Below are 20,465 nucleotides of genomic sequence, written 5' to 3' on the forward strand. Positions count from 1 at the left end.
CTCCTTATATTGAATAAGGGATTCAACATAATTTTTAGGTAGAGGTGAGGCATAATGGCAAAGGTAGTTGGAATAGATTTGGGAACGACAAATAGCTGTATCGCGGTGAAAGAGGGAGATAGCGTCACTATCATCCCTAACACTGAGGGAGCTCGAACAACGCCTTCCGTCGTCGCGTTTACCAAGGATGGTGAACGTCTTGTCGGGCAGTTGGCCAAGCGACAGGCCATCGTCAACGCCGACAACACCATCATGTCCATCAAGAGGCATATGGGTACGGATCATACGGTGACTGCCGGTGGCAAAAAATACACGCCCCAGGAGATCTCCGCCATGATCCTGCAAAAGCTCAAGAGAGATGCCGAGGAGTATCTGGGTGAGGACGTGAAGCAAGCGGTTATTACCGTGCCTGCCTACTTTACCGACGCTCAGCGACAGGCCACCAAGGACGCTGGCGCCATCGCCGGCCTTGAGGTTCTTCGGATTATTAACGAGCCCACGGCTGCAAGCCTGGCCTACGGCATGAACAGACAGGGCGAGGCAAAATTGTTGGTCTTCGATCTGGGGGGAGGTACTTTCGACGTGTCCATCCTGGACGTTGGAGACGGGGTCTTCGAGGTCCTGGCTACTCACGGAGATAATCGCCTGGGTGGCGACGACTGGGATATGGCCGTGGTGGACTGGATGGTGGCAGAGTTCAAGAAAGCCGAGGGAATCGATCTCTCCGCTGATCGAATGGCGCTCCAGAGACTTCGAGAAGCTGCGGAAAAGGCCAAGATTGAGCTGTCGTCCATGCCGGAGACCTCCATCTCTCTGCCCTTCATCACCGCTAACGAGACGGGGCCTAAACACATGGAGCTGAGTCTCTCCCGGGCCAAGTTTGAGGAAATCACCTCCGAGCTGTTGGCCCGAATCGTGGGCCCCGTCCAGCGTGCTCTTGAGGACAGCGGTCTGTCAGCTTCGGCCGTGGACAAGGTCCTCCTGGTAGGTGGCTCGACCCGGATGCCTATGGTCCAGCGCAAGATCAAGGAATTGTTGGATAAAGATCCCACCAAAGGCATCAATCCCGACGAATGTGTGGCAGCAGGCGCCGCCATCCAGGGCTCCATTATGGTCGGTGATTCGGACAAGAACATCGTCCTTGTGGACGTGGCGCCCCTGTCCCTGGGTATTGAGACTTTGGGAGGTGTCTGCACTCGAATTATCGAGCGCAACACGGCCATCCCCGTGACCAAGAGCCAGATATTCACTACTGCGGCAGATGGTCAGACCCAGGTTGAGATCAAGGTACTTCAGGGCGAGCGCTCAATGGCGTCCGATAACGTGGTTCTGGGGACCTTCGTCTTGGATGGCATCCCCTCGGCACCTCGGGGTATTCCTCAGGTTGAAGTTTCCTTCAACATCGACGTGAACGGAATTCTCAACGTCAAGGCCACCGATAAGGGGACCGGCAAGGAGCAGCATATCACTATTCAGTCGTCCAACTTAAGTAAGGACGATATCGAACGAATGAAACAGGAAGCCGAGGCGAACGAAAGCTCCGATGCCAAGAAAAAAGCGTTCATCGAGGCCAAAAACGAAGCCGACGCTCTGGTCTATCGTACGGAGAAACTCATGACCGATCTGGGGGATAAGATATCTCCCGAGGAGAAGGGAAGCCTTCAGACCAAGATCGATGCTGTGAAAAAGGCTCTGGAGGGTGACGAGGCCGATGCTATTGAATCGGCGTGTATGACGTTGGATCAGGAGGTTCAGGCTTTCTCAACGAGGCTGTATCAACAGGCCGGTACCCAGGGTGGTGACGGTGCTCAGTCCGGCGATGATGGCCAGGGATCGCCTCAGGATGACACGGTCGACGCTGAGTTCTCCGAGTAGCTTCTAAATAAAGGGGAGTTCCCGTAGATGTCCGTTGGAGGGGGGCGGGACTATTACGAGGTCCTGGGTGTTTCGAGAGAAGCGTCTCCCAACGAGATAAAAAAGGCGTATCGTCGCCTGGTCAGAGAGTATCATCCCGACGCCAAACCAGGAAGCGCCGAGGCCGAGGCCAAGTTCAAGGAAGTCAGCGAAGCTTATGAAGTTCTGAGCGATCCCAGGAAACGTTCTCAGTACGATCAGTTTGGTCGTGTTGGAGAGGGGCAGCCCTTTGGCGACATGGGGGGCATGGGCGATATCTTTGGAGACCTCTTCGACAGCATGTTTGGCGGTGGGTTTGGTCGATCGGGAGCTCGCCGAGATGGGCCTCGTCGGGGCTCTGATCTGGAGATGAGCCTGGAGATCACCCTTGAAGAAGCGGCTCTTGGTGTGACGCGAACGGTTACAATTCCCCGGTGGGAGACGTGTTCCCGATGTGATGGCAAGGGGGCTGAGCCCGGATCGTCCGTTTCGGTCTGCGGGACATGTCATGGCTCCGGCCAGGTTCGGCGTACGAGTCAGACGCTCTTTGGTCAAGCGGTCACCGTAGGGACCTGTCCCGATTGCAGGGGAGCCGGCAAGGTTTTTGAGAGAAAATGTCAGGACTGCAACGGCGAGGGACGGGTTCGACGTAAAAGAGAAATCAAGGTCAACGTTCAGGCTGGAGTTGACCGGGGAACCAGACTCCGGGTTCCCGGTTCTGGTGAGGCTGGCTTGAATGGCGGGCCTCCGGGGGATCTGTTTTTGGTGATAGACGTTTTGTCTCACGAGGACTTTGAAAGGGACGGCATGGACCTTCATCGCCGGCTCCCTTTGGCCTTTCCCTTGGTGACTTTGGGTGGTGTCACGAACGTAACAACATTGATAGACGATGTGCGTCCCGTGACTGTCCCTGCTGGAACGGAGCCGGGCGAAGTCCTTCGGCTCAAGGGGCTCGGTATGCCGAGCCTTCGGAATGGCGCCCGGCGTGGTGATCTCTTTCTTCACGTCACGGTGGAGGTTCCCAAAAAACTGACAGAGCGTCAAAAAGGCTTGATTGAGGCTCTGGCTACTGAGATGAATGTTCCTGTGGACACCGAGGAAGGTGTCTGGGATAAACTGAAACAGCTGTTTTCATAGATAGCAAAGACGAGGAGAGGTTTTTCTCTTCTCGTCTTTTATGTTCTCCATGCCGTGCCAGAAGCATGTGATCAGATCGATCTCTTCCTCCCGATACTCAAGAGGCGGGGGCGATACGCGAGACAGGGCTCTAATGGGACGACCTGAGGCTGGGAGACTCGGTTGTAGGTTTTTAGAACGGCCCTAATGCTTACCAGAAGCCCGCCTTCGTATTGATGTTTATTTGTGATGATTGAGACGAGCTTGATGGGTTTGAAGTTGGGGTGTCTGCATTGCTAGAGTACCTTGGCCTGTTTAAAGAGATTTTGACAATCGAAAAAGGTCGCAACTTTCTTTTTGTTGAGCTCTATCATCACTGACCTCCAAGTATAAAAAACTAGGAGATGTAACGACGGAGACTCTCCGCCTCCTCTTTGGAGGAGGATATCAAAACAGTTGGGAAGAATCAGACGAACATCTTCCTTCTTGCACATTATCGAAGAGATTGCTCCACTGATCTCCTCATTATTTGACTGTAAATTCCTATGCTATACTGAGAAATATAGGTAAAGGAGGTATCTGTCTGTGAAAAAGAGTTTTATGGTGTTATCTCTCTCCATTCTTTTGGTAGGCGTTTTGAGTTTTATCTCCTTGGCTAAAACGTCGCCTGTCGTTTTTCTGGACGAGAGCTGGGATAGCGCGCAGGTTCACAATCGTATTGCTGCGTATATCGTAAAGCATGGGTATGAGCGAAAGGTCGAGTTTCTCTTTTCTGAGACGTTGCCCGGTATGCTTGGATTGGAGAGAGGGGACGTCCATATTTGTCTGGACGTGTGGGTGAATAACACTCCCGAGTGGTGGGCCAAAGCTCAGAAAAAGGACTCGCTGGTCAATCTAGGTGTGAATTACCCCAACGCCCCTCAAGGTTGGTATGTTCCGACATATGTTATCAAGGGAGATCCCGAGAGAGGAATTGAACCTGTTGCCCCTGATTTACAATATGTGGACGACCTTGAAGCCTATGCCGGGATCTTTAAGGATCCTGAGGATCCCTCCAAGGGACGTTTCTACAACGCACCGCCAGGTTGGAAAATCTCCAGTATCAATGAATACAAGATGAAAACTCTAGGATTGGACAAAATCTACGTGATTTTCTCTCCGGGTTCCGACACGGCTCTTCAGACCGTGGCACGGGCCAGCTACAAAAAGGGCGAGCCTGTTATTTTCTACTACTGGCAACCTACGGCTCTCATGGGCTTGTTTGACATGACTCGTCTGAAGGAAAAAACTCCCTATGACGTGGCGAAGTGGAACGAGAAGGCTGGATATGGCTGTGATTTTCCCGCACAGTCAGTGCTCAAACTGGCCAACGCCAATTTTGCTGAAGCAAATCCCGAGCTTATCGACTTTTTTCGTCGTTATGAGACAACTCTGGGGATGAACGACCAGATACTGGCCCGCCGCTCTGTGGACAATCTCTCCCTTGAGGAGACAGCCATCTGGTTTCTCAAAACGTACCCGAATATCTGGAGAGCGTGGATTCCTGAGGATCGTCAGGATGTTCTGAAAAAGGTCAACCAGGTGCTAGGTCTGTAAGGACAGCGGCGCTATATATGAGAACAGCGTACGATCCTCGGCGTATTTGCCGGGGATCGTACGTATATTACAGAGGTGAGGTGTCGTTATGGGAAATATGGTGTATCGTCCGATGAGGCGAAAGGATCGAGAAGTCTCCGATCCTAGATGGATGGAGTCGGTCCTGAGCAGTGGCGTGACCTGTTATCTGTCTCTTTTCGATGGAGAGTGGCCTTATGTGATTCCTCTTTCCTACGGCTATAGTGAAGGACACCTGTATTTTCACTCGGCCAAAGCGGGAAAGAAAATCGATATTATTCGGGAAAATCCTCGGACGTCCTTTGCTGTAGATGTAGAGACGATCTGCGCTCCCGAATCCAGGATCGAAACTGGAAGTGTCCCGCCATATCGGAGTGTCATCGGTTATGGAGAGATAGAGATCATTCCAGACGACCAGGAAGACAGAAAAAGAGAAGCGCTCAACATCCTGGCAGTACATCACGGGCGAGAGAGGCGAGAGACGCCCAGACCAAAGCGGATGTTAGATAGAGTATGTGTCCTGGACCTGACCATTATCCATATGACGGGAAAGGAGAAAAAACCCTCCAACGAGCGGTCTTGTTGAGGATCAGGCCGATCGCTTCGCCGCCTTTCGGCGTTCGTTCATATCTAGGATTGCCTTTCTGATGCGGACCTCTCTCGGTGTGGCCTCTACCAACTCGTCATCCGTTATCCACTCTAATGCCTTATCTAGAGTCACTGGCCGAGGTACGTCGAGCTTGATGCCCATATCTTTGGTGGACGATCGATGATTGGATGTCTGCTTCTTCTTCGTTGGATTACAGGGAATATCGCCAGGACGGGAGTGTTCGCCTACAACCTGGCCATTGTAAACTTCCGTCCCAGGTGAGATAAACAGAGTGCCTCGTTCCTGGAGATTTTCAAGCTGATATCCTGTTGCGATCCCCGTATCCATGCTTACCATCGAACCTCGATTCCGGGATGTCACGTCGCCCTTCCATGGGCCATAGCCAACGAATCGGGACGCCATGATCCCCAGTCCTCGGGTATCTGTGAGGAACTCGCCTCTGTAGCCTATGAGCCCTCTTGTTGGAATTCTAAAGTTCATCTTTACCGTTCCGGTCTGAAGGACCACCATGTCGGTCAGGTCAGCTTTTCGCATGGCCAACTTCTCGATCACCATGCCCTGGTACTCCTCGGGAACCTCAATAGCTAGATCTTCCATGGGCTCCAGCGTGTGTTCTCTATCGTCTTTTTTTGTGATGACCTCCGGTCGGGAGACACAGATTTCCGATCCCTCCCGGATCATTTCCTCTATGAGAATAGCCAGCTGGAGTTCTCCACGGCCTGAGACTTTCACTCCGTCAGGGCGTCCCAGATCCTCGACTCGCAAAGCAACGTTCGTTTTGATTTCCCGATCCAATCGAGTCTTGAGTTGTCTCAGGGTGATGGGATTGCCGTCCCGGCCAGCAAAAGGCCCGCTGTTGACCAGAAAAAACATAGAGACGGTTGGTTCCTCAATTTCCAGGGGCTGAAAAGCCGGTTCCAGACTTTCGGTAGACGCGAAAGTATCGCCAATATCGATCATTTTGGGACCGGTGATCCACACGATATCCCCAGCAAACGCCTCGGCCACCTCGACCCGCTCCAGACCCCGCGTGACCCATATATGCGTCACCTTTTCTCGGGATGAGGAGACAACGTCCCATCCTTCTTCCTTGTCCGACGGCGACCGCCAGGTCGTCTTGGTCTGGACAAAAGACTCCCCTTGACGAACGATTCCTGATGTTATGCGTCCGCATCCGATTTGCCCCACGTACTCGTTCCATCCTAAAGTGCTCACCTGCATTCGGAAAGGCGAGCCCGGGTCGGACTCTGGAGGAGAGACGTAATCCACGATGGTCTGAAACAGGGGATCCATGCCCTCTCTTGAATCGTCCATATCCAGTACGACCCACCCATCCAGTCCAGAACCATACAGGACGGGGAATTCCAGCTGATGTTCGTTGGCCCCTAGCTCGATAAACAGATCGATGGTTTTATCCAATGCTAAATCCGGTGTGGCCCTCGGGCGATCGACCTTATTGATGATCACGACAGGACGAAGGCCCAGTTTGAGAGCCCGAGAGAGGACATAGCGAGTTTGGGGCATCGGGCCCTCGTTGGCGTCCACGAGGAGAAGCACCGAATCTACCATGGAGAGAACTCGCTCCACCTCTCCTGAAAAATCGGCGTGCCCCGGTGTGTCAACGACGTTGATCAGATAGCCGTTCCACTCGACGGTACAATGCTTTGAGGTGATGGTGATACCTCGCTCCCGTTCGAGTTCGCCGCTGTCCATGACTCGTTCCTCAATACGTGCATTCTCTCGAAACACCTTGGCGGCGCGGAAGAGGGAATCTATGAGAGTGGTCTTGCCGTGATCAATATGGGCGATGATCGCCACATTCCTGATATGCTGTACATCGTACATTATAGAAAGCTCCTAACTGGTGAAGTTGAAGTCAACGCTAAAAAAAGAATTATACACTTCCTTCTCTACATCGACAAGTATAACCGGTAAGGTGCAGAAAATGACGGCTTTTTTGCAATTCAGGTAAGAGTTGGAGGGCGAAAAGACCGGGAAGGAGAATGAGGTACCCCTATCTTTTACACATGTACTTAATCTGTACGTTTGCAGTCGCTCTCCATCGTAGTGTCTACAGAGGAGCTATTTCCAAATAGGAGGTATAAGAAGAGACCTGATGTTCACAGTAACCCAGGAATACGAAGATCTCAAAGAAGCCTGAGAAAAACAGAGACACCATGGCTAAAAAGCTCGAGAGGATAGGACTCAAAAACCTGCTAAGCTTCATCATAGAGGTCAGGAGGAGGCTCCAATGTTTTTTCACTTCGTGCCTCGGAGTATCGGCTCTTCTTTTGGTAACTGTGAGAGTAGGACACGCAGCCTCAAACAAGTATAGCGCAAGAGCATAAATAAACGTGAGGGATCTCCTAGAACAGAGACGAGATCAGGAAGACGTTTCTGTCGCTCGTAAAGATCCTTAAAACAAAAAAGTAGCCCTCATAGGTTTGATAGCTCAAGGATAAAAAGCCTAAAAGACTGAATAAGACCACGGCCTGACGTCAGGTTATGGTGTATAAGAAAAGAGGCTCTCTTTGCCGAGAGAGCCTCTTTTGTGTACTTATACGCATAAAAAATTTGAGGTGTTTTATAAAACCACGGTGCAGTTTTTGCCCCTCTCTTTTGCCTGATACATGGCTTGATCCACCAACTTTAAGACATCCTGCATATTTTCATTGTTGTCCTTATTCAGTTGGACAACGCCAAAACTAGCAGTAATATGGAGGTCTTTGGAAAATTCTGCTGAGGCAATCGCTTCCCGAAGCTTTTCAGCGACGTTAAATGCCTGTTCTTTATCGGTTTTGAGGAGGCCCAGGATGAATTCCTCCCCCCCCCATCGAGCGAATAAGTCGGTACTGCGAATGTTTTTTTGGATGAGTGCAGATATATCCATTAAAAGATCATCGCCTATAAGGTGCCCGTAGGTATCGTTCATGTTTTTGAAGTTGTCCAGATCAAACATGATTAATGAAAAAGCCTCGTCTTGTTTTTGAGCAAAATGAATAGCTCGAGAGGCCTGTTCGTAGAAATCCCGGCGATTTGATATGCCTGTGAGGGTATCAGTCCGAGCCTGATGGTCTATCTTCTGGAATTGCAGGGCGAGCTTCTGTCTCATATTCTCGATAGCCCGGCCCAAGTGGGAGAACTCGTCTTGATCGGTCCATGCACAGGCTCCATCCGTAAGTTGCGATGATATTTTTTCCGTCTGGTCTAAAAGTCGATGGATTGGTCGAGCTATCGTTGTCCGAAACACCACCGATGTAATGCAAAAACTCGACAAAAAGAGGAGTAAAAAAACAACGATTGTTGTTTGGAAGTTCCACAGCAAGTTGTTCATAGCCGGTGTCATTGAAATACTGATTCGGACGGAGCCTACAGGGAGGTCGTCAAAATAGGCTATTTCCTCGCAGGTGTAGAGATCCTTGTGTGAACGAAAGGGAATCTTTATGTGAGCGAGGGAGATATCGAATACGCTTGAGTAGATATCAACCTCAACGACGTTTTCATTGAGGGCAACAAGTTGGGCAGCTCGAAGAACCTGCTGAGGCGCAAAATATTTCATAGGTTCGGCGACACATTGAGCGAGAGTCTTCGTGTTTTCTTGGGTACAATGAATCAAGGAGTCTCGAACGTTGTTTCTTTCGCTCATTGTCAACAAAACAAGCCCTCCAAAAAATGGGAGGAAAAAGGCTAAGAAGAGCCAGAAGAAAAATTTAGAAATTTTGTTATTGACAATATTATTGTTCATATTTTTTTAATTAATTTAGTCGATTTTCTTGGGTTTTTTGATTTTTCCAAGTATGATATCGCATTTTATATATCTAAGCCTCTCTTTTATTTTCTGGGGAACCAGCCCCTCTTGGACACCATCGAATTCCAGTCCCACTATATCTTGAGCTAGTCCTATTCGCTTGACTTTACATTGTTTTAACCCTGAGAGCGGCATCTGTAGAGCTATAGGTATGATTTTATTCAGCCGCTTGACCATTGATCCGATCATGGAGCCAGGATGAAGATGATTTTGGTTCTTGTCCATTCCGATAGCATAGATGCCACTCTCCGCAGCCTGGGCCAGAACGCCCGTTCCTGCGAATCCGGCAACGGCAAAGAGAACGTCAGCACCCTTTTTGATCTGTTGCGCCGCTATGTTTTGCGCTTTTGCGACGTCATACCACATTCCAGGATAATTGCCCAAGGTACTTTCCAGAATTTGAACGCTTGAGTTTACCGAATGAACGCCATGCTTAAATCCGGCTTGAAATTGACGAAGTATGGGATAGTCATTATTTGTGTATATGAAGCCGACAACGTTCGTCTTGGTCATGAGAGCAGCTAAAGCACCAGCCATGAAAGAACCTTCGTAGTTGCTGAATTGAAAGATTCGAACGTTTGGAAGATCGATATCTTTTACACAGTCCAAAAGAACAAAACGAACTTCTCTGTGGCTTTCGTATTTTTGAATGGCATCGAGAACCCTCGGGGAGTTGTAGGGAAGTACGATAGGTGAGTAGCCATTAGCGACACTTTCTTTTATTTTTGCGATATAATCTACCTCTTCTGAGACGGCTTGGATTTCAATACACTCTTTATGGGTGCTGTTTCTAAACGCCTCGACTCCTTCGTGAATAGCTTGATTGTAGGCTCCAACGTTAGGATCTCCTCTGTAAATGACAACTGGCGTTGCCTGTGCCGTGTTTGGCACAGTAAACAAAAGCATCATCAGCAACAGAACGATGCTCAGCTTCATGGTTACGACCCTCTCTCAATAAAACAGAAATAAATATTAATTAAACATTGCGCGATTATTTCGTGAATGACCCCAGATATCACAATGTGAATGCTTGACTTGCCTACCTGAATTTGCTGGACAGAGGAGTATTCGCATTTACTAGAGAACAGGGTAGGCAGCTTATCAACAGCCCTGCAAACGTCACTCTGGTCGTGAGAGTTGTCAGAACTCTTGGGGGCAAGCACCTTCGTACTTAGGGGTTTTATACTTTATCTGATTGTCCTATGATGGAGGCAACACATTTTTTATCTGAGAGTGCACATGGTGAAATAGTACTTGGAGTTACATCGGACAGAAACAGGTTGCCCAAGTCCCTGGATACGCTATGGAGGGCAGATGCTTTTTTGTGATTTTTACCCCAAGGATCTTTGCGCTCTCTTTGAGAAGCTGGCTCTGGATTTTATTCTAATGAGGATAACTTTCTGTTCGAATGGCGATTTTTTATTTTTTAAAACGTAAGGATTTTAATATAGCCAATCATTTTTGTCAAGTAGGCACTGTGATAGCATGTCATTGCCCAGAGGTGAAGTTGTCCTGTAAATGCTCAAAAAAACATGTCACCCTCGCTTGAAAGAAAGGATTGATCGGGAAGAATATATCGAGTTAAGTTGCGACCATATGGCGACCTCTAATAAATCCCTCTCTAAGAAGAGAGAATGGCTTCTGCCCCTCCCTAAGATAAAATGGTACAATACCAATTATAACTAAAAGCTTGGAAAGGGATGCTACGCCGCTGAAACAGCGTCTCCTCCTTGTAGAAAAAATCGTCTACGATACCTTGATATGCTGAACGGCCCACTGGTATGTGTCAACGAAACGCTGGAGAAGTTTATTCATTGACGGGAACTTGCGAGGATCTCCAGATATAGGGCTGAACTCCCCTTTTCACCTCTTCTCGGACAGGCAGGGAGATCGAAATCGATCCGAAACCCAAAACTGTGTGGAACACGCATTTGGAGTTCAAGCCATGGAAGCGGGAAAACTGATCCTTTGAGGCATCGGGAAGATACAAACCTCCACCGCCATAGCTTTGTGGAACCTGGCCTATACCACCACTCGATTCTCGTACCTGATAAGACAATCAGGGACGCTGTATTTTGCCTCAAGATACCATCAGGCACCATGTAAATCGAGAGACACCTATGGCCTAAGCAAGTTCTTGCGGCTTTTAGTCTTATCTTCTGTTGTTTCATCTGTCGTTTTTTCTCAAAATGTAACTTTTTGACTGTAGAGCATGCGTTCAACTCACAAGAAAGCCTGTGGGATAAAGGCAAGAGGTCTGTGGCTTATTTTTCAGCGACCTGTAGTTTTTTCGTTTTTAGAGGTGACCTGTAGAGATTCGGAAGTTCCAGAAAAAAGACCGATGGCCCATATCGCTCTGCCATCGTGATTATGAGGCTCAATGTTATGGGGAGAACGAAAGACGGTATCTCCGTGCTGGTGTGGATCTCTACACGCACAACTTGTTGAGATAGAGATTTGATGGTTCGTTTTTTTTTGTGGTGCTATGAGAGGGAAGATTGAATGAAGGGCTTTGAGTTACAGTTGAAAAACTGCTCTCTTTGTGGCCGAGCGTTTTTTGGAACCTTTGACGAGATGGCCTGTAAAAAATGTGAGAGCCGCTATCGTCAGTTACGTGAGAAAATCCGAAATTACCTGTGGAATCATCCGGGCCAAAAAGCTACCTTGACGAGCATCTCTCAGGATCTGAATATCCCTTTGGAGATCGTCAAGGTGTTTCAGAAAGATCCTCGATTTCAAGGTGTGTTTGACGAAAATGAGAGGGCAAAAAGAAGGACGACTTTCGCCCGACAGATTGAGGGGAGGAGACGGTCATAAAGCTGCGAAACTTTTTGTATTGGGCAAAACTCTTTCTGTTCGGTACCTTCATGGATAAGCGACACGGGGTCATTCGTAAGGAGGCTTTTGACGAGAACGACGATCTGATGCTTCTTCTGTTCGGGGAGTTCCTGGGGATCCCTAATCCCATTTCCTATTACACTCTGGAGCTTCTTCCCTACGTCGTGACCGAGTTGGAGCCATGGGAACGGCGGATACAGAACCGAAAGATGATTTTGGCGGAGAAAGCGGCCCAGTTCGACTTTGACTGAGCACGATTGGGGAGGGGGAGCTTTATGTATCGGCGATATACGTTTTTTGGCGGGAAGGGTGGAACGGGCAAGACCACCTGTGCGGCTGCCTATGGCCTGTCTTTAGCTCGAGAGGGTGTGCGAACCCTTGTGGTCTCGACCGATCCGGCCCATTCCTTGTCCGACGCCATGGGCCGGCACATCGGAAGTGACGTGATCTCTCTGGACCCCTGTCTCTGGGGGCTGGAGATCGATGCGGAGCTTGAGGCTAAAAAGTACATGGGATCCATCCAGGAACAGATGCTTCACATCGTGAGTGCCGCTATCGTGGAGGAGATCAAACGGCAGCTTCGAATTGCCTATCTCTCGCCGGGGGCCGAAGAGGCTGCTATCTTTGATCGGTTCGTGGATATCATGGAGGGGGCCGGTCACACATACGATGCAGTGGTTTTCGACACGGCCCCTACGGGGCATACACTCCGACTTCTGACCCTGCCTGAGGTCCTTAAAGTCTGGATTGATCACCTGATCGCGAAGCGAAGCAAGGCTATGGATCTCATGCGCATGGCCGCCAAATACGAGAAAGAGCTTCAGGAAAAGCTGAAGGACGATCCGATTTTTTCAATCCTCTCTCGGCGCAGAGACCGATTCCAACGGGCTCGGGAACTTCTGACCGATTCGGAACTCTCCGTGTTTCACTTTGTTCTTAACCCTGAAAAAATGCCAATTTTGGAGACCGAGCGAGCCATTGCCCTCCTAAACGAATTTAATATTCAGGTAGGATCGGTGGTGGTGAATCGGATTATTCCCCCCGAGGCTGGCGACTTTTTCGTGTCCCGTCGGGAGGCTCAGGAGGCGTACCTGAAAGAGATCGACGATAAGTTCGGGACATACGGGGTAGTGCGCCTCCCCATGCTTCGGACCGATGTCCAGGGAGTGGAGCAGCTGGATGAGATATCGGGGTACCTTGCAGAGGTTGAGCGAGGCTAGGTGCAGCAAACGAGAATAAAAAAACCGGTGAGCCCATTACAGGGCCGCCGGTTTTTTTTATGGCTGTGATCTTTTTGAAAGCCTGTAGCTCAGCGTTCCTCCCGATAGAACGGGGTGCCAAGGGCGGCCGGTGCTCCGAAGAGGATACCTTGTCCCTTTCGGATGGAGATAACCAGGAGGACAATGATCGTCAATACGTAGGGGAGCATGAGAAGCAACGGTGCCGGGATGTTGGTCCCAGCCGCCTGAATACGAAGCTGACAGGCTTCGACGCCACCGAAAAGGTAGGAACCGAAGGCGGCTCGGGCGGGGTTCCAGATGGCGAAGATCACGAGGGCAACGGCTATCCATCCACGACCAGCGGACATTCCCTCGGTCCACATATGACTGTACGAGATGGAAAGATAGGCACCGCCGATCGCCACGATACCACCGCCGATGACGGTGTAGACGTATCGAATAAGGACGACCGATAGTCCTACCGAGTCGGCGGCCTGGGGACTATCACCCACTGCTCGAAGATTCAGTCCTGCTCTGGTTCGCCAGAAGAACCAGCAAAGGAAAAGTACCAGGCCATAGGAAAAATAGACTAATGGATCGTGATCGAAGAAGACTGGGCCAATAAGGGGAATTTGAGCGAGTCCGGGAATCGGTCTCTTAGTCAGTCCCACGATGGTTTGGCCGATATACTCTCGCCCCATGATTGCCGAAACGCCCGTTCCTAACATGGTCAGGGCCAGCCCGCTGACGACCTGGTTCCCGCCCAGAGAGACGCAAACTGCTGCGTGAATGAGGCTGAAAAAAGCCCCGACTCCGAAGGCTATTGCGACGCCGAGCCAGGGGGTCCCCGTGGCAGAGGTAACGACGAATCCTGATAGAGCACCCAGGAGCATCAGGCCCTCCAACCCCAAGTTCATGACGCCGCTTTTCTCGGTCACGATCTCGCCCAGCGTGGCGTAGAGGATGGGAGTTCCGCTTCGCACGGCAGCTGCCAGGATAGGGATAACGATCTCCATGTTATATGTTCTCCTCTACGACAACAAAGCGATACCGACGGAAAAACTCTCCCGCCAGGATAAAAAACAGGATACAGCCCTGAACCACAAGAGTACTGGCGATAGGCAGCCCCATAACGATCTGAAGGGACTCGCCTCCTACGAGTAATCCTCCCATAAGAAAGGAGACCACGGCGATAGCCAGAGGATTGAGTCTGGCCAGCCATGCCACGATGATGGCTGTGTAGCCGAATCCCCCTGAAAATCCGTGCTGGAGCCGTCCCTGGAGGCCAGCGACCTCGCTCATTCCCGCCAATCCTGCGATGGCTCCCGATATGAACATGACCACGACGACGTTCTTCACGTAGTTCATTCCAGCGAACGTAGCGGCCTTGGGATTTTCTCCAATGACCCGAATTTCGTAGCCCCAGCGGGTACGCTTGAAAATCCACCAGGTAACCAGCACGAGCCCCAGTGCCAAGAAAAGCCCTGAATGCACCCGACCCCATCCTAACTCCACAAGTCTGGCCGATTCAGGGAAGGGAGCCGTCATGGGAAAGCCAAGGCTGGACGGATCTCGCCATGGTCCGTAGACGAAGTAGTCCATCAGATGGATGGCGATGTAGTTCATCATCAAGGTCGTGATAATCTCGTTCACGTTCCACCGGGCTCGAAGATAGCCAGCGGTGCCAGCCCATATCCCTCCAACGACGATGGCCAAAGTAGCCATGACGGTCATCATGGCCCAGTGGTTCTCCATGGGAAAATATCGCACCGCCGCCGCTGCTGCGATGGCCCCCATGAATATCTGTCCCTCGGCTCCGATGTTCCAGATGAGCATCTTGAAGGAGAGCATCACTGCCACTGCCGTCATGGCGAGGGGGATAGCCTTCACCATACACTCACTCAGGCCGTAGCTGTTTCCAAAGGCTGAGATGTACATTTCCCGGTAGGCTTCGAGGGGGGAGACTCCCATAGCCATCAGGAACAGACCGCTGGCCCCGAATGCCAGTACGAGCCCTGCCGTGGGGATGATGATGTCCAACCATAAGGGGTGATCAGGGCGTTTTTGTCGTTTGAGTCTCATGAGGCTGATCCTCCCAGGCGGTCCATCTCGGTTCCAGCCATCATCATGCCAATTCTCTCAATCCCGAAGGATGCGGGCTCCTTCACCGTCCCCATGATAGAGCCTCGATACATGATGGCCAGGCGGTCACTTAAGAAAAGAAGCTCATCCAGGTCCTCCGATATGAGGAGGATAGCCGTTCCCTTTTCCCTTTCCTTCAGAATCTGTTCACGGACGAATCGGGTAGCCGCCACGTCGAGTCCCCAGGTGGGATTCATGGCGATGAGGACGTTGGGAACGTCGCTGAGCTCACGACCGAGCATGAGTTTCTGGATGTTGCCTCCCGAGAGGTTACGTACTGGGGTCTCCACCGATGGTGTGTCGACGTTGAAATCGGACACGATGTGCAGGGCGTGACGCAGGACGGCTTTCCAGTCGATGAGTACGCCATAGGCTACAGGCTTCCGCCAATATCGCTTGAGAGTGGCGTTCTCCCGAACGTCCATGTTTGAAATCATCCCCGTACCTTTTCGGTCGGCCGGGATGTACCGGACGCCTGAGTCTATCATCAGCCTGGAGCCTTTGTCCGTGACGTCCTGATCGTTCAAAATCAGGGTCCCTGCTGTGGGCTTCCTGAGGCCGGCCATAACCTGACAGAGCTCGGTCTGGCCGTTGCCGGCTACACCGGCTATTCCGAGTATTTCCCGTTCTCTGATCTCCAGGGAAACCTGATGCAATGCGGTAAGTCCGCGGTCGCTCGTAGCGCTGATGCCATTCACCTGATACACAGACCGGCCCGGGGTCAATGGTTTTTTGTCCATGTCGAGGGTCACCTGCCGGCCGACCATCATCTCGGCGATCCCCTCTTTGGTCACCTCATCGGTTCGGACGGTCTCCACGAGTTTCCCTTTTCGGAGGACCATGACCCGGTCGGAGATCTCCATGACCTCGTCCAGCTTATGGGAGATAAAGATGATCCCTCTGCCCTCAGTGGTCATTCTACGCACTGTGGAGAAGAGGTTTTGGGCCTCCTGGGGAGTGAGGACGGCCGTGGGTTCGTCCAGAATGAGGACGGTAGCCTCCCTGTACAGAGTTTTGAGGATCTCCACTCGTTGCTGTTCCCCAATGGAGAGTTGCCATATGAGGGCCTCTGGATCGATGTCCAGACCATATTGTTCCGATATGGACCTGATCTCGGCAATGACCTTTTTCTTAGGAAGTATCTGAGGGGTTCCGTGGTGTCCCAGGATCATGTTTTCCCACACTGTCTGAGATGGAACAAGCATGAAATGTTGATGAACCATGCCGATGCTGGCGGCGATGGCATCGTGAGGAGAGCTGAACACTCGTTGCTGTCCGTTGATAGTGATCTGGCCACTGTCGGGGCGGTAGAGTCCCGACAGTACGTTCATCAGGGTGGACTTTCCGGCACCGTTCTCCCCCAGAAGCGCCAAAACTTCCCCCCCATGAAGAACCAGATCGACCTGATCGTTAGCTCTGACGTCCTGAAAGATCTTGGTGATCCCCTTCATGGACACCAACTCGGTCGAGACCGGTTCGGTCATGGATAGCACATCCCCTTCATGATCTCTCGATCATAAATTATGAGGGCACCTAAGGTACCCTCATAATCATATACCGAAGTCCGTCTTTTTCAAAATGAACGTCAGGGACTATTTGGGAATGGTTGCCTCAACTCCCTGGACGAACCAATCCATGCCGAGCATCTCAGTATCGGTGAGCTTGACGCCATCGGGGACCTTGATCTTGCCGTTCTGATCCCAGATGGGGCCCCAGAAAACATCCCATGTACCCGAGATAATAGCTTTCTTTCGAGACTCCACCGTCTCTTGAAGGCCTTTAGGAACGGCTTTGCCAAAGGGGGCCAGGGCGACGAGCCCTTCCTTGAGGCCCCACCAGATCTGCCGGGGCTCCCAGACGCCCTCGGAAACCTGCTTCACCGTGTAGTCATAGACCGTGCCCCAGTGCCAGATGGGAGCCGTCAGGTGCATTGTTGGAGCGAAGGTGGACATGTCGTCGTTGTACCCGATGACGTAGACCCCAGCTTCCTCGCAGGCCTGAGGAGCCGCACCGCTGTCGGCATGCATGCCGATGACGTCAGCTCCCGAGTCGATAAGGGCTTTGGCGGCTTCCTTTTCCTTACCGGGATCGAACCAGGAAAAGAGCCAGATAACCTTGACTTTAACCTTGGGGTTGACGCTCCTGGCTCCCAGGGTGAAAGCGTTGATCCCCCGGATGACCTCGGGAATCGGCTGAGCTGCCACATACCCCAGAACGTTGCTTTTCGTCATGGAGCCTGCCACGATGCCCGAGAGGAAACGGGGCTGGTACATGCGACCAAAGTAGGTCCCCATGTTAGGCGCTGTCTTATATCCCGAGCAGTGCATAAAGTAGACGTCTGGATGGCGCTTCGCCTCGTCCACCATAAAATCCATGTAGCCGAAGGAGTTGCCGAATATCACGTTGCATCCCTTGCGGATAAGGGTCTCGATGACTCGAGCGGCGTCGGGGCCCTCAGGGACATTCTCGACGATGACACTTTTGGACAGTTCAGGGATTTGCTGGTGCATGTACTGTCGGCCTTGATCGTGCATGTACGTGTAGCCACCGTCGCCAACAGGCCCGATATACACGAACCCCACGTTGATGTCCTGGATTGGAATCATCTTCATAGCGGCCAAGGCCGCCCCTCCCGTGATAACGGAGAAACACAGAGCCAGAATCAGTGCCGATTTCTTCATCGAACATACCTCCTTCAATGGTCGTGAATCACGCTTCACATCACTATAAGTATAGCATGTCCTAACCTGTTCCCGTTCATTTACCAGGATTACGGCTTTTTCTTTTTATGCTCTTTCGGTACAATTATTGGTAACCGTTTAGGGATACATTCGAACTTCCCGATGCATTGGGAAGATGTTTGCGTTTTTTCAGGAGGGGCATTGATGGGGTTGGAGGGCAGATATCGTAGGACGTATACCATATCATGGGAGCAGATGCAGAGGGACTCTAAGGCTCTGGCGATTCAGCTTCTGGATCGAAAGTGGGAGAGAATTATCGGTATCGCCAGAGGAGGGTTGATCCCTGCGGCCATTATCGCTCGAGAGTTGGACGTGCGTTTGGTGGATACGGTGTGTATCTCGAGCTATACCATGAAACGCCAAGGGGAGCTTCAGGTTATCAAGCAGATTGAGACGTCCAGTCGGGGAGATGGGTGGCTGATCGTCGACGACCTTGTGGATACTGGCAAGACGGCCAAGGTCGTTCGGGAGATGTTCCCCGAAGCTTGGTTTACCACGGTATACGCTAAGCCCGAGGGACGTCCCTATGTGGACACATACATCACGGAGGTGAGCCAGGACACGTGGATCCTGTTCCCATGGGATGCAGAGGCGCAGTACTCCGATCCTGTCAGCATGAAACATCATTTAGATCCTGAAAAGGCAAAAGGAGATCACAACCTCTCTGCCTTTCGGGGCGTGGACGAACCGTCATGACGTTGAAGCTATTATTTGACGTTGAGGCGGTTTGCTCTTCTACAGCTAACATGTATTTTTCGTCTTTCTTTGAGACGTTATCGTCTATCAACGTTCATGATGCCCAAACCTTTGGAGACATCGGGACAAAGTCAATCACACCTGTCGTATCCCCGGGAGTCTCCACTGTCCCTATACCTGAAGCAGCATGTGACAGTTCGACTGGTTACAGGGTGACAGAATCACTGAATAACGACATGTCTCCTTTGTGAGGCTTTTGACACAAAAAAGATGTCATATTAGTCATACTAAATTATTGGTGCTATACTAAAATATATTGCTTGTTGTATGTCGTATCAACTGTATATTTTGGGGTAGAACTCGAAAGGAGAGATCCATATGTGTGAGAACAGATGCGCACGAAGATGGGCGGCAGCGGGAACGCTGGTCGTCCTTATAACGCTTCTGACGAACTGCGCCTGGGCGGCGACGGTCCTGCGTGTCGACGCTACAAGCGTTGGCGGTGACGGTTCTAGCTGGGCTGCAGCTCTGGACGAACCTCAGTTTCGTGATGCTCTGAGAGCCGTCACCCCTGCGAGCGGCGAGGTGGAGTTCTGGGTGAAGGCGGGCGTCTACCGTCCCGGGACCATCAGAACCGACTCCTTCGTGTTGTCGAACGACGTGGCGCTCTACGGGGGGTTCGCGGGAGGCGAGACAACCCTGGGAGAGCGGGACGTATCAACGAACGTTACGGTCCTCACGGGAGACATCGACAATAACGATGCCAATAAGGTGAACGGAGCAACTGTGTCGGCGGATAATATCGTGGGAACGAACAGCTTCCGCGTGGTGAGATCCATCGGTTGTGACAACACGGCGATCCTGGACGGGTTTACTATCTGTGCAGGCTCTGCTGACATTAATGGCGCTGGGATGCACAACTTTGTCAGTAACCCTCTCGTGAGGAATTGTACCTTCTCGGGGAATAAGGCATATGAGGCAGGTGGGATGTGCAATAACGCAAGTAGTCCCACAGTGACGAACTGTACCTTCTCGGGGAACAAAGCGACGACCAACGGTGGTGGTATGAACAACTACGACAGCAGTAACCCCACAGTGACGAACTGCACCTTCTCATGGAACAAAGCGACGACCAACGGTGGCGGTATGAACAACTACGACAACAGTAACCCCACAGTGACGAACTGCACCTTCTCGTGGAACACGGCAGAACAGATTGGCGGCGGGATGCTCAACAGCGATGACAGCAGTCCCACGGTAAAGAACTGCACTTTCTCAGGTAACGAGGCAGTTCTTCTTGCTGGCGGCGGTATGGTCAACGCTGCAAGGAGCGACGCCGTAGTGATGAACTGCACCTTCTCAGGTAACGAGGCAGGTATCTATGGCGGCGGGATGATTAACGCCACGAGCAGCGACGTTGTGGTGATGAACTGCACTTTCTTGGAGAACGAGGCAGGTGAGTATGGTGGCGGTATGGCTAACTACGACAGCAGTAACCTCACCGTGACGAACTGTACCTTCTCGGGGAACAGGGCCGTAAGTTATTCTGGCGGTGGCATGGTCAACGCTGTAGTGAGCGACGCCGTAGTGATGAACTGTACCTTCTCAGGGAACGAGGCAGATACGAATGGCGGTGGAATGTACAACACCCAAAGTAACGTCATCGTGACGAACTGCACCTTCTCGGAGAACATAGCAAAGTATGGCGGCGGGATAAGCAACGTTGCTGGCAGCAACCCCACCGTGACGAACTGCACCTTTTCGGGTAACCTGGTACATGACACTGG

General features: G+C 51.4%; 18 protein-coding genes. 9 read left to right on the forward strand and 9 right to left on the reverse strand.

Annotation, left to right across the window (positions count from 1 at the left end; genetic code table 11):
• The first annotated feature begins 54 nt into the window (after window positions 1-54).
• Together CSA35_00215 and dnaJ are read left to right on the forward strand one after the other, a co-directional pair.
• Window positions 55-1,875 carry a molecular chaperone DnaK gene (locus CSA35_00215; GenBank protein PIE55577.1) on the forward strand — a complete coding sequence of 607 codons (1,821 nt, stop codon included), beginning with the start codon at window positions 55-57 and terminating at the stop codon, window positions 1,873-1,875.
• A 27-nt stretch (window positions 1,876-1,902) separates the two neighbouring features.
• Window positions 1,903-3,030: a molecular chaperone DnaJ gene (dnaJ, locus tag CSA35_00220; GenBank protein ID PIE55578.1), complete on the forward strand. Its 1,128-nt coding sequence runs from the start codon at window positions 1,903-1,905 to the stop codon at window positions 3,028-3,030.
• Between the two features lie 275 nt (window positions 3,031-3,305).
• On the opposite strand, the gene CSA35_00225 is transcribed toward dnaJ, so the two are convergent.
• Window positions 3,306-3,503, reverse strand: a complete 198-nt coding sequence (locus CSA35_00225; protein PIE55579.1) for a hypothetical protein — start codon at window positions 3,501-3,503, stop codon at window positions 3,306-3,308.
• A gap of 91 nt (window positions 3,504-3,594) precedes the next feature.
• Between CSA35_00225 and CSA35_00230 the strand changes: the two genes are divergently transcribed.
• Together CSA35_00230 and CSA35_00235 are read left to right on the forward strand one after the other, a co-directional pair.
• Window positions 3,595-4,605, forward strand: coding sequence for an ABC transporter substrate-binding protein (locus CSA35_00230; protein ID PIE55580.1), 1,011 nt, complete (start codon window positions 3,595-3,597; stop codon window positions 4,603-4,605).
• Between the two features lie 88 nt (window positions 4,606-4,693).
• Complete coding sequence (locus tag CSA35_00235) at window positions 4,694-5,209, forward strand: 5-nitroimidazole antibiotic resistance protein (protein PIE55581.1); 516 nt, start codon at window positions 4,694-4,696, stop codon at window positions 5,207-5,209.
• Between the two features lie 3 nt (window positions 5,210-5,212).
• On the opposite strand, the gene typA is transcribed toward CSA35_00235, so the two are convergent.
• The 4 genes from typA to CSA35_00255 form a co-directional block, all read right to left on the reverse strand.
• On the reverse strand, window positions 5,213-7,078 hold the full coding sequence (gene typA, locus CSA35_00240; GenBank protein PIE55582.1) for a translational GTPase TypA: 1,866 nt from the start codon (window positions 7,076-7,078) through the stop codon (window positions 5,213-5,215).
• Between the two features lie 226 nt (window positions 7,079-7,304).
• Window positions 7,305-7,562, reverse strand: coding sequence for a hypothetical protein (locus CSA35_00245; GenBank protein PIE55583.1), 258 nt, complete (start codon window positions 7,560-7,562; stop codon window positions 7,305-7,307).
• A 255-nt stretch (window positions 7,563-7,817) separates the two neighbouring features.
• The gene (locus CSA35_00250) at window positions 7,818-8,978 is read right to left on the reverse strand and encodes a hypothetical protein (GenBank protein PIE55584.1); all 1,161 of its coding nucleotides are present in this window, start codon (window positions 8,976-8,978) and stop codon (window positions 7,818-7,820) included.
• Window positions 8,979-8,993: 15 nt separating this feature from the next.
• Window positions 8,994-9,977 carry a hypothetical protein gene (locus CSA35_00255; GenBank protein ID PIE55585.1) on the reverse strand — a complete coding sequence of 328 codons (984 nt, stop codon included), beginning with the start codon at window positions 9,975-9,977 and terminating at the stop codon, window positions 8,994-8,996.
• Between the two features lie 1,566 nt (window positions 9,978-11,543).
• Here CSA35_00255 and CSA35_00260 point away from each other — a divergent pair.
• The 3 genes from CSA35_00260 to CSA35_00270 are packed head-to-tail and all read left to right on the forward strand — an operon-like array spanning window position 11,544 to window position 13,099.
• Entirely contained in the window at window positions 11,544-11,858 is a 315-nt protein-coding gene (locus tag CSA35_00260) for a hypothetical protein (GenBank protein ID PIE55586.1), read from the forward strand.
• Between the two features lie 50 nt (window positions 11,859-11,908).
• Window positions 11,909-12,130 (forward strand): hypothetical protein, encoded by a 222-nt coding sequence (locus CSA35_00265; GenBank protein ID PIE55595.1) that lies wholly within the window; start codon window positions 11,909-11,911, stop codon window positions 12,128-12,130.
• Between the two features lie 24 nt (window positions 12,131-12,154).
• On the forward strand, window positions 12,155-13,099 hold the full coding sequence (locus tag CSA35_00270) for an arsenic-transporting ATPase (GenBank protein PIE55587.1): 945 nt from the start codon (window positions 12,155-12,157) through the stop codon (window positions 13,097-13,099).
• Between the two features lie 89 nt (window positions 13,100-13,188).
• Here CSA35_00270 and CSA35_00275 read toward each other — a convergent pair whose 3' ends face one another.
• The 4 genes from CSA35_00275 to CSA35_00290 form a co-directional block, all read right to left on the reverse strand.
• A complete protein-coding gene (locus tag CSA35_00275; GenBank protein ID PIE55588.1) occupies window positions 13,189-14,115 on the reverse strand; it encodes an ABC transporter permease in 927 nt (308 codons plus the stop codon).
• Window position 14,116: 1 nt separating this feature from the next.
• The gene (locus tag CSA35_00280) at window positions 14,117-15,181 is read right to left on the reverse strand and encodes an ABC transporter permease (GenBank protein ID PIE55589.1); all 1,065 of its coding nucleotides are present in this window, start codon (window positions 15,179-15,181) and stop codon (window positions 14,117-14,119) included.
• Window positions 15,178-16,725, reverse strand: coding sequence for a heme ABC transporter ATP-binding protein (locus CSA35_00285; GenBank protein PIE55590.1), 1,548 nt, complete (start codon window positions 16,723-16,725; stop codon window positions 15,178-15,180). The genes CSA35_00280 and CSA35_00285 overlap by 4 nt, the downstream gene beginning before the upstream one ends.
• Before the next feature lie 108 nt (window positions 16,726-16,833).
• Window positions 16,834-17,922 (reverse strand): BMP family ABC transporter substrate-binding protein, encoded by a 1,089-nt coding sequence (locus tag CSA35_00290; protein PIE55591.1) that lies wholly within the window; start codon window positions 17,920-17,922, stop codon window positions 16,834-16,836.
• 204 nt (window positions 17,923-18,126) lie between these two features.
• On the opposite strand from CSA35_00290, the gene CSA35_00295 reads away from it, so the two are divergent.
• Complete coding sequence (locus CSA35_00295) at window positions 18,127-18,678, forward strand: xanthine phosphoribosyltransferase (protein ID PIE55592.1); 552 nt, start codon at window positions 18,127-18,129, stop codon at window positions 18,676-18,678.
• A 378-nt stretch (window positions 18,679-19,056) separates the two neighbouring features.
• On the forward strand, window positions 19,057-20,465 hold a 1,409-nt coding region (locus CSA35_00300; protein PIE55593.1), incomplete at its 3' end, for a hypothetical protein.

Origin of the sequence: Dethiosulfovibrio peptidovorans (assembly GCA_002748665.1) — a bacterium.
GTDB lineage: Bacteria > Synergistota > Synergistia > Synergistales > Dethiosulfovibrionaceae > Dethiosulfovibrio > Dethiosulfovibrio peptidovorans_A.

What these genes read in the sequence shown, in the direction of transcription:
- CSA35_00285 (PIE55590.1), bottom strand. Translation starts at nt 16,725, where the DNA reads ATGACCGAACCGGTCTCGACCGAGTTGGTGTCCATGAAGGGGATCACC.
- CSA35_00215 (PIE55577.1), top strand. Translation starts at nt 55, where the DNA reads ATGGCAAAGGTAGTTGGAATAGATTTGGGAACGACAAATAGCTGTATC.
- CSA35_00290 (PIE55591.1), bottom strand. Translation starts at nt 17,922, where the DNA reads ATGAAGAAATCGGCACTGATTCTGGCTCTGTGTTTCTCCGTTATCACG.
- CSA35_00260 (PIE55586.1), top strand. Translation starts at nt 11,544, where the DNA reads ATGAAGGGCTTTGAGTTACAGTTGAAAAACTGCTCTCTTTGTGGCCGA.
- CSA35_00280 (PIE55589.1), bottom strand. Translation starts at nt 15,181, where the DNA reads ATGAGACTCAAACGACAAAAACGCCCTGATCACCCCTTATGGTTGGAC.
- CSA35_00295 (PIE55592.1), top strand. Translation starts at nt 18,127, where the DNA reads ATGGGGTTGGAGGGCAGATATCGTAGGACGTATACCATATCATGGGAG.
- CSA35_00255 (PIE55585.1), bottom strand. Translation starts at nt 9,977, where the DNA reads ATGAAGCTGAGCATCGTTCTGTTGCTGATGATGCTTTTGTTTACTGTG.
- CSA35_00270 (PIE55587.1), top strand. Translation starts at nt 12,155, where the DNA reads ATGTATCGGCGATATACGTTTTTTGGCGGGAAGGGTGGAACGGGCAAG.
- CSA35_00275 (PIE55588.1), bottom strand. Translation starts at nt 14,115, where the DNA reads ATGGAGATCGTTATCCCTATCCTGGCAGCTGCCGTGCGAAGCGGAACT.
- CSA35_00250 (PIE55584.1), bottom strand. Translation starts at nt 8,978, where the DNA reads ATGAACAATAATATTGTCAATAACAAAATTTCTAAATTTTTCTTCTGG.
- dnaJ (PIE55578.1), top strand. Translation starts at nt 1,903, where the DNA reads ATGTCCGTTGGAGGGGGGCGGGACTATTACGAGGTCCTGGGTGTTTCG.
- CSA35_00265 (PIE55595.1), top strand. Translation starts at nt 11,909, where the DNA reads ATGGATAAGCGACACGGGGTCATTCGTAAGGAGGCTTTTGACGAGAAC.
- typA (PIE55582.1), bottom strand. Translation starts at nt 7,078, where the DNA reads ATGTACGATGTACAGCATATCAGGAATGTGGCGATCATCGCCCATATT.
- CSA35_00225 (PIE55579.1), bottom strand. Translation starts at nt 3,503, where the DNA reads ATGTGCAAGAAGGAAGATGTTCGTCTGATTCTTCCCAACTGTTTTGAT.
- CSA35_00235 (PIE55581.1), top strand. Translation starts at nt 4,694, where the DNA reads ATGGGAAATATGGTGTATCGTCCGATGAGGCGAAAGGATCGAGAAGTC.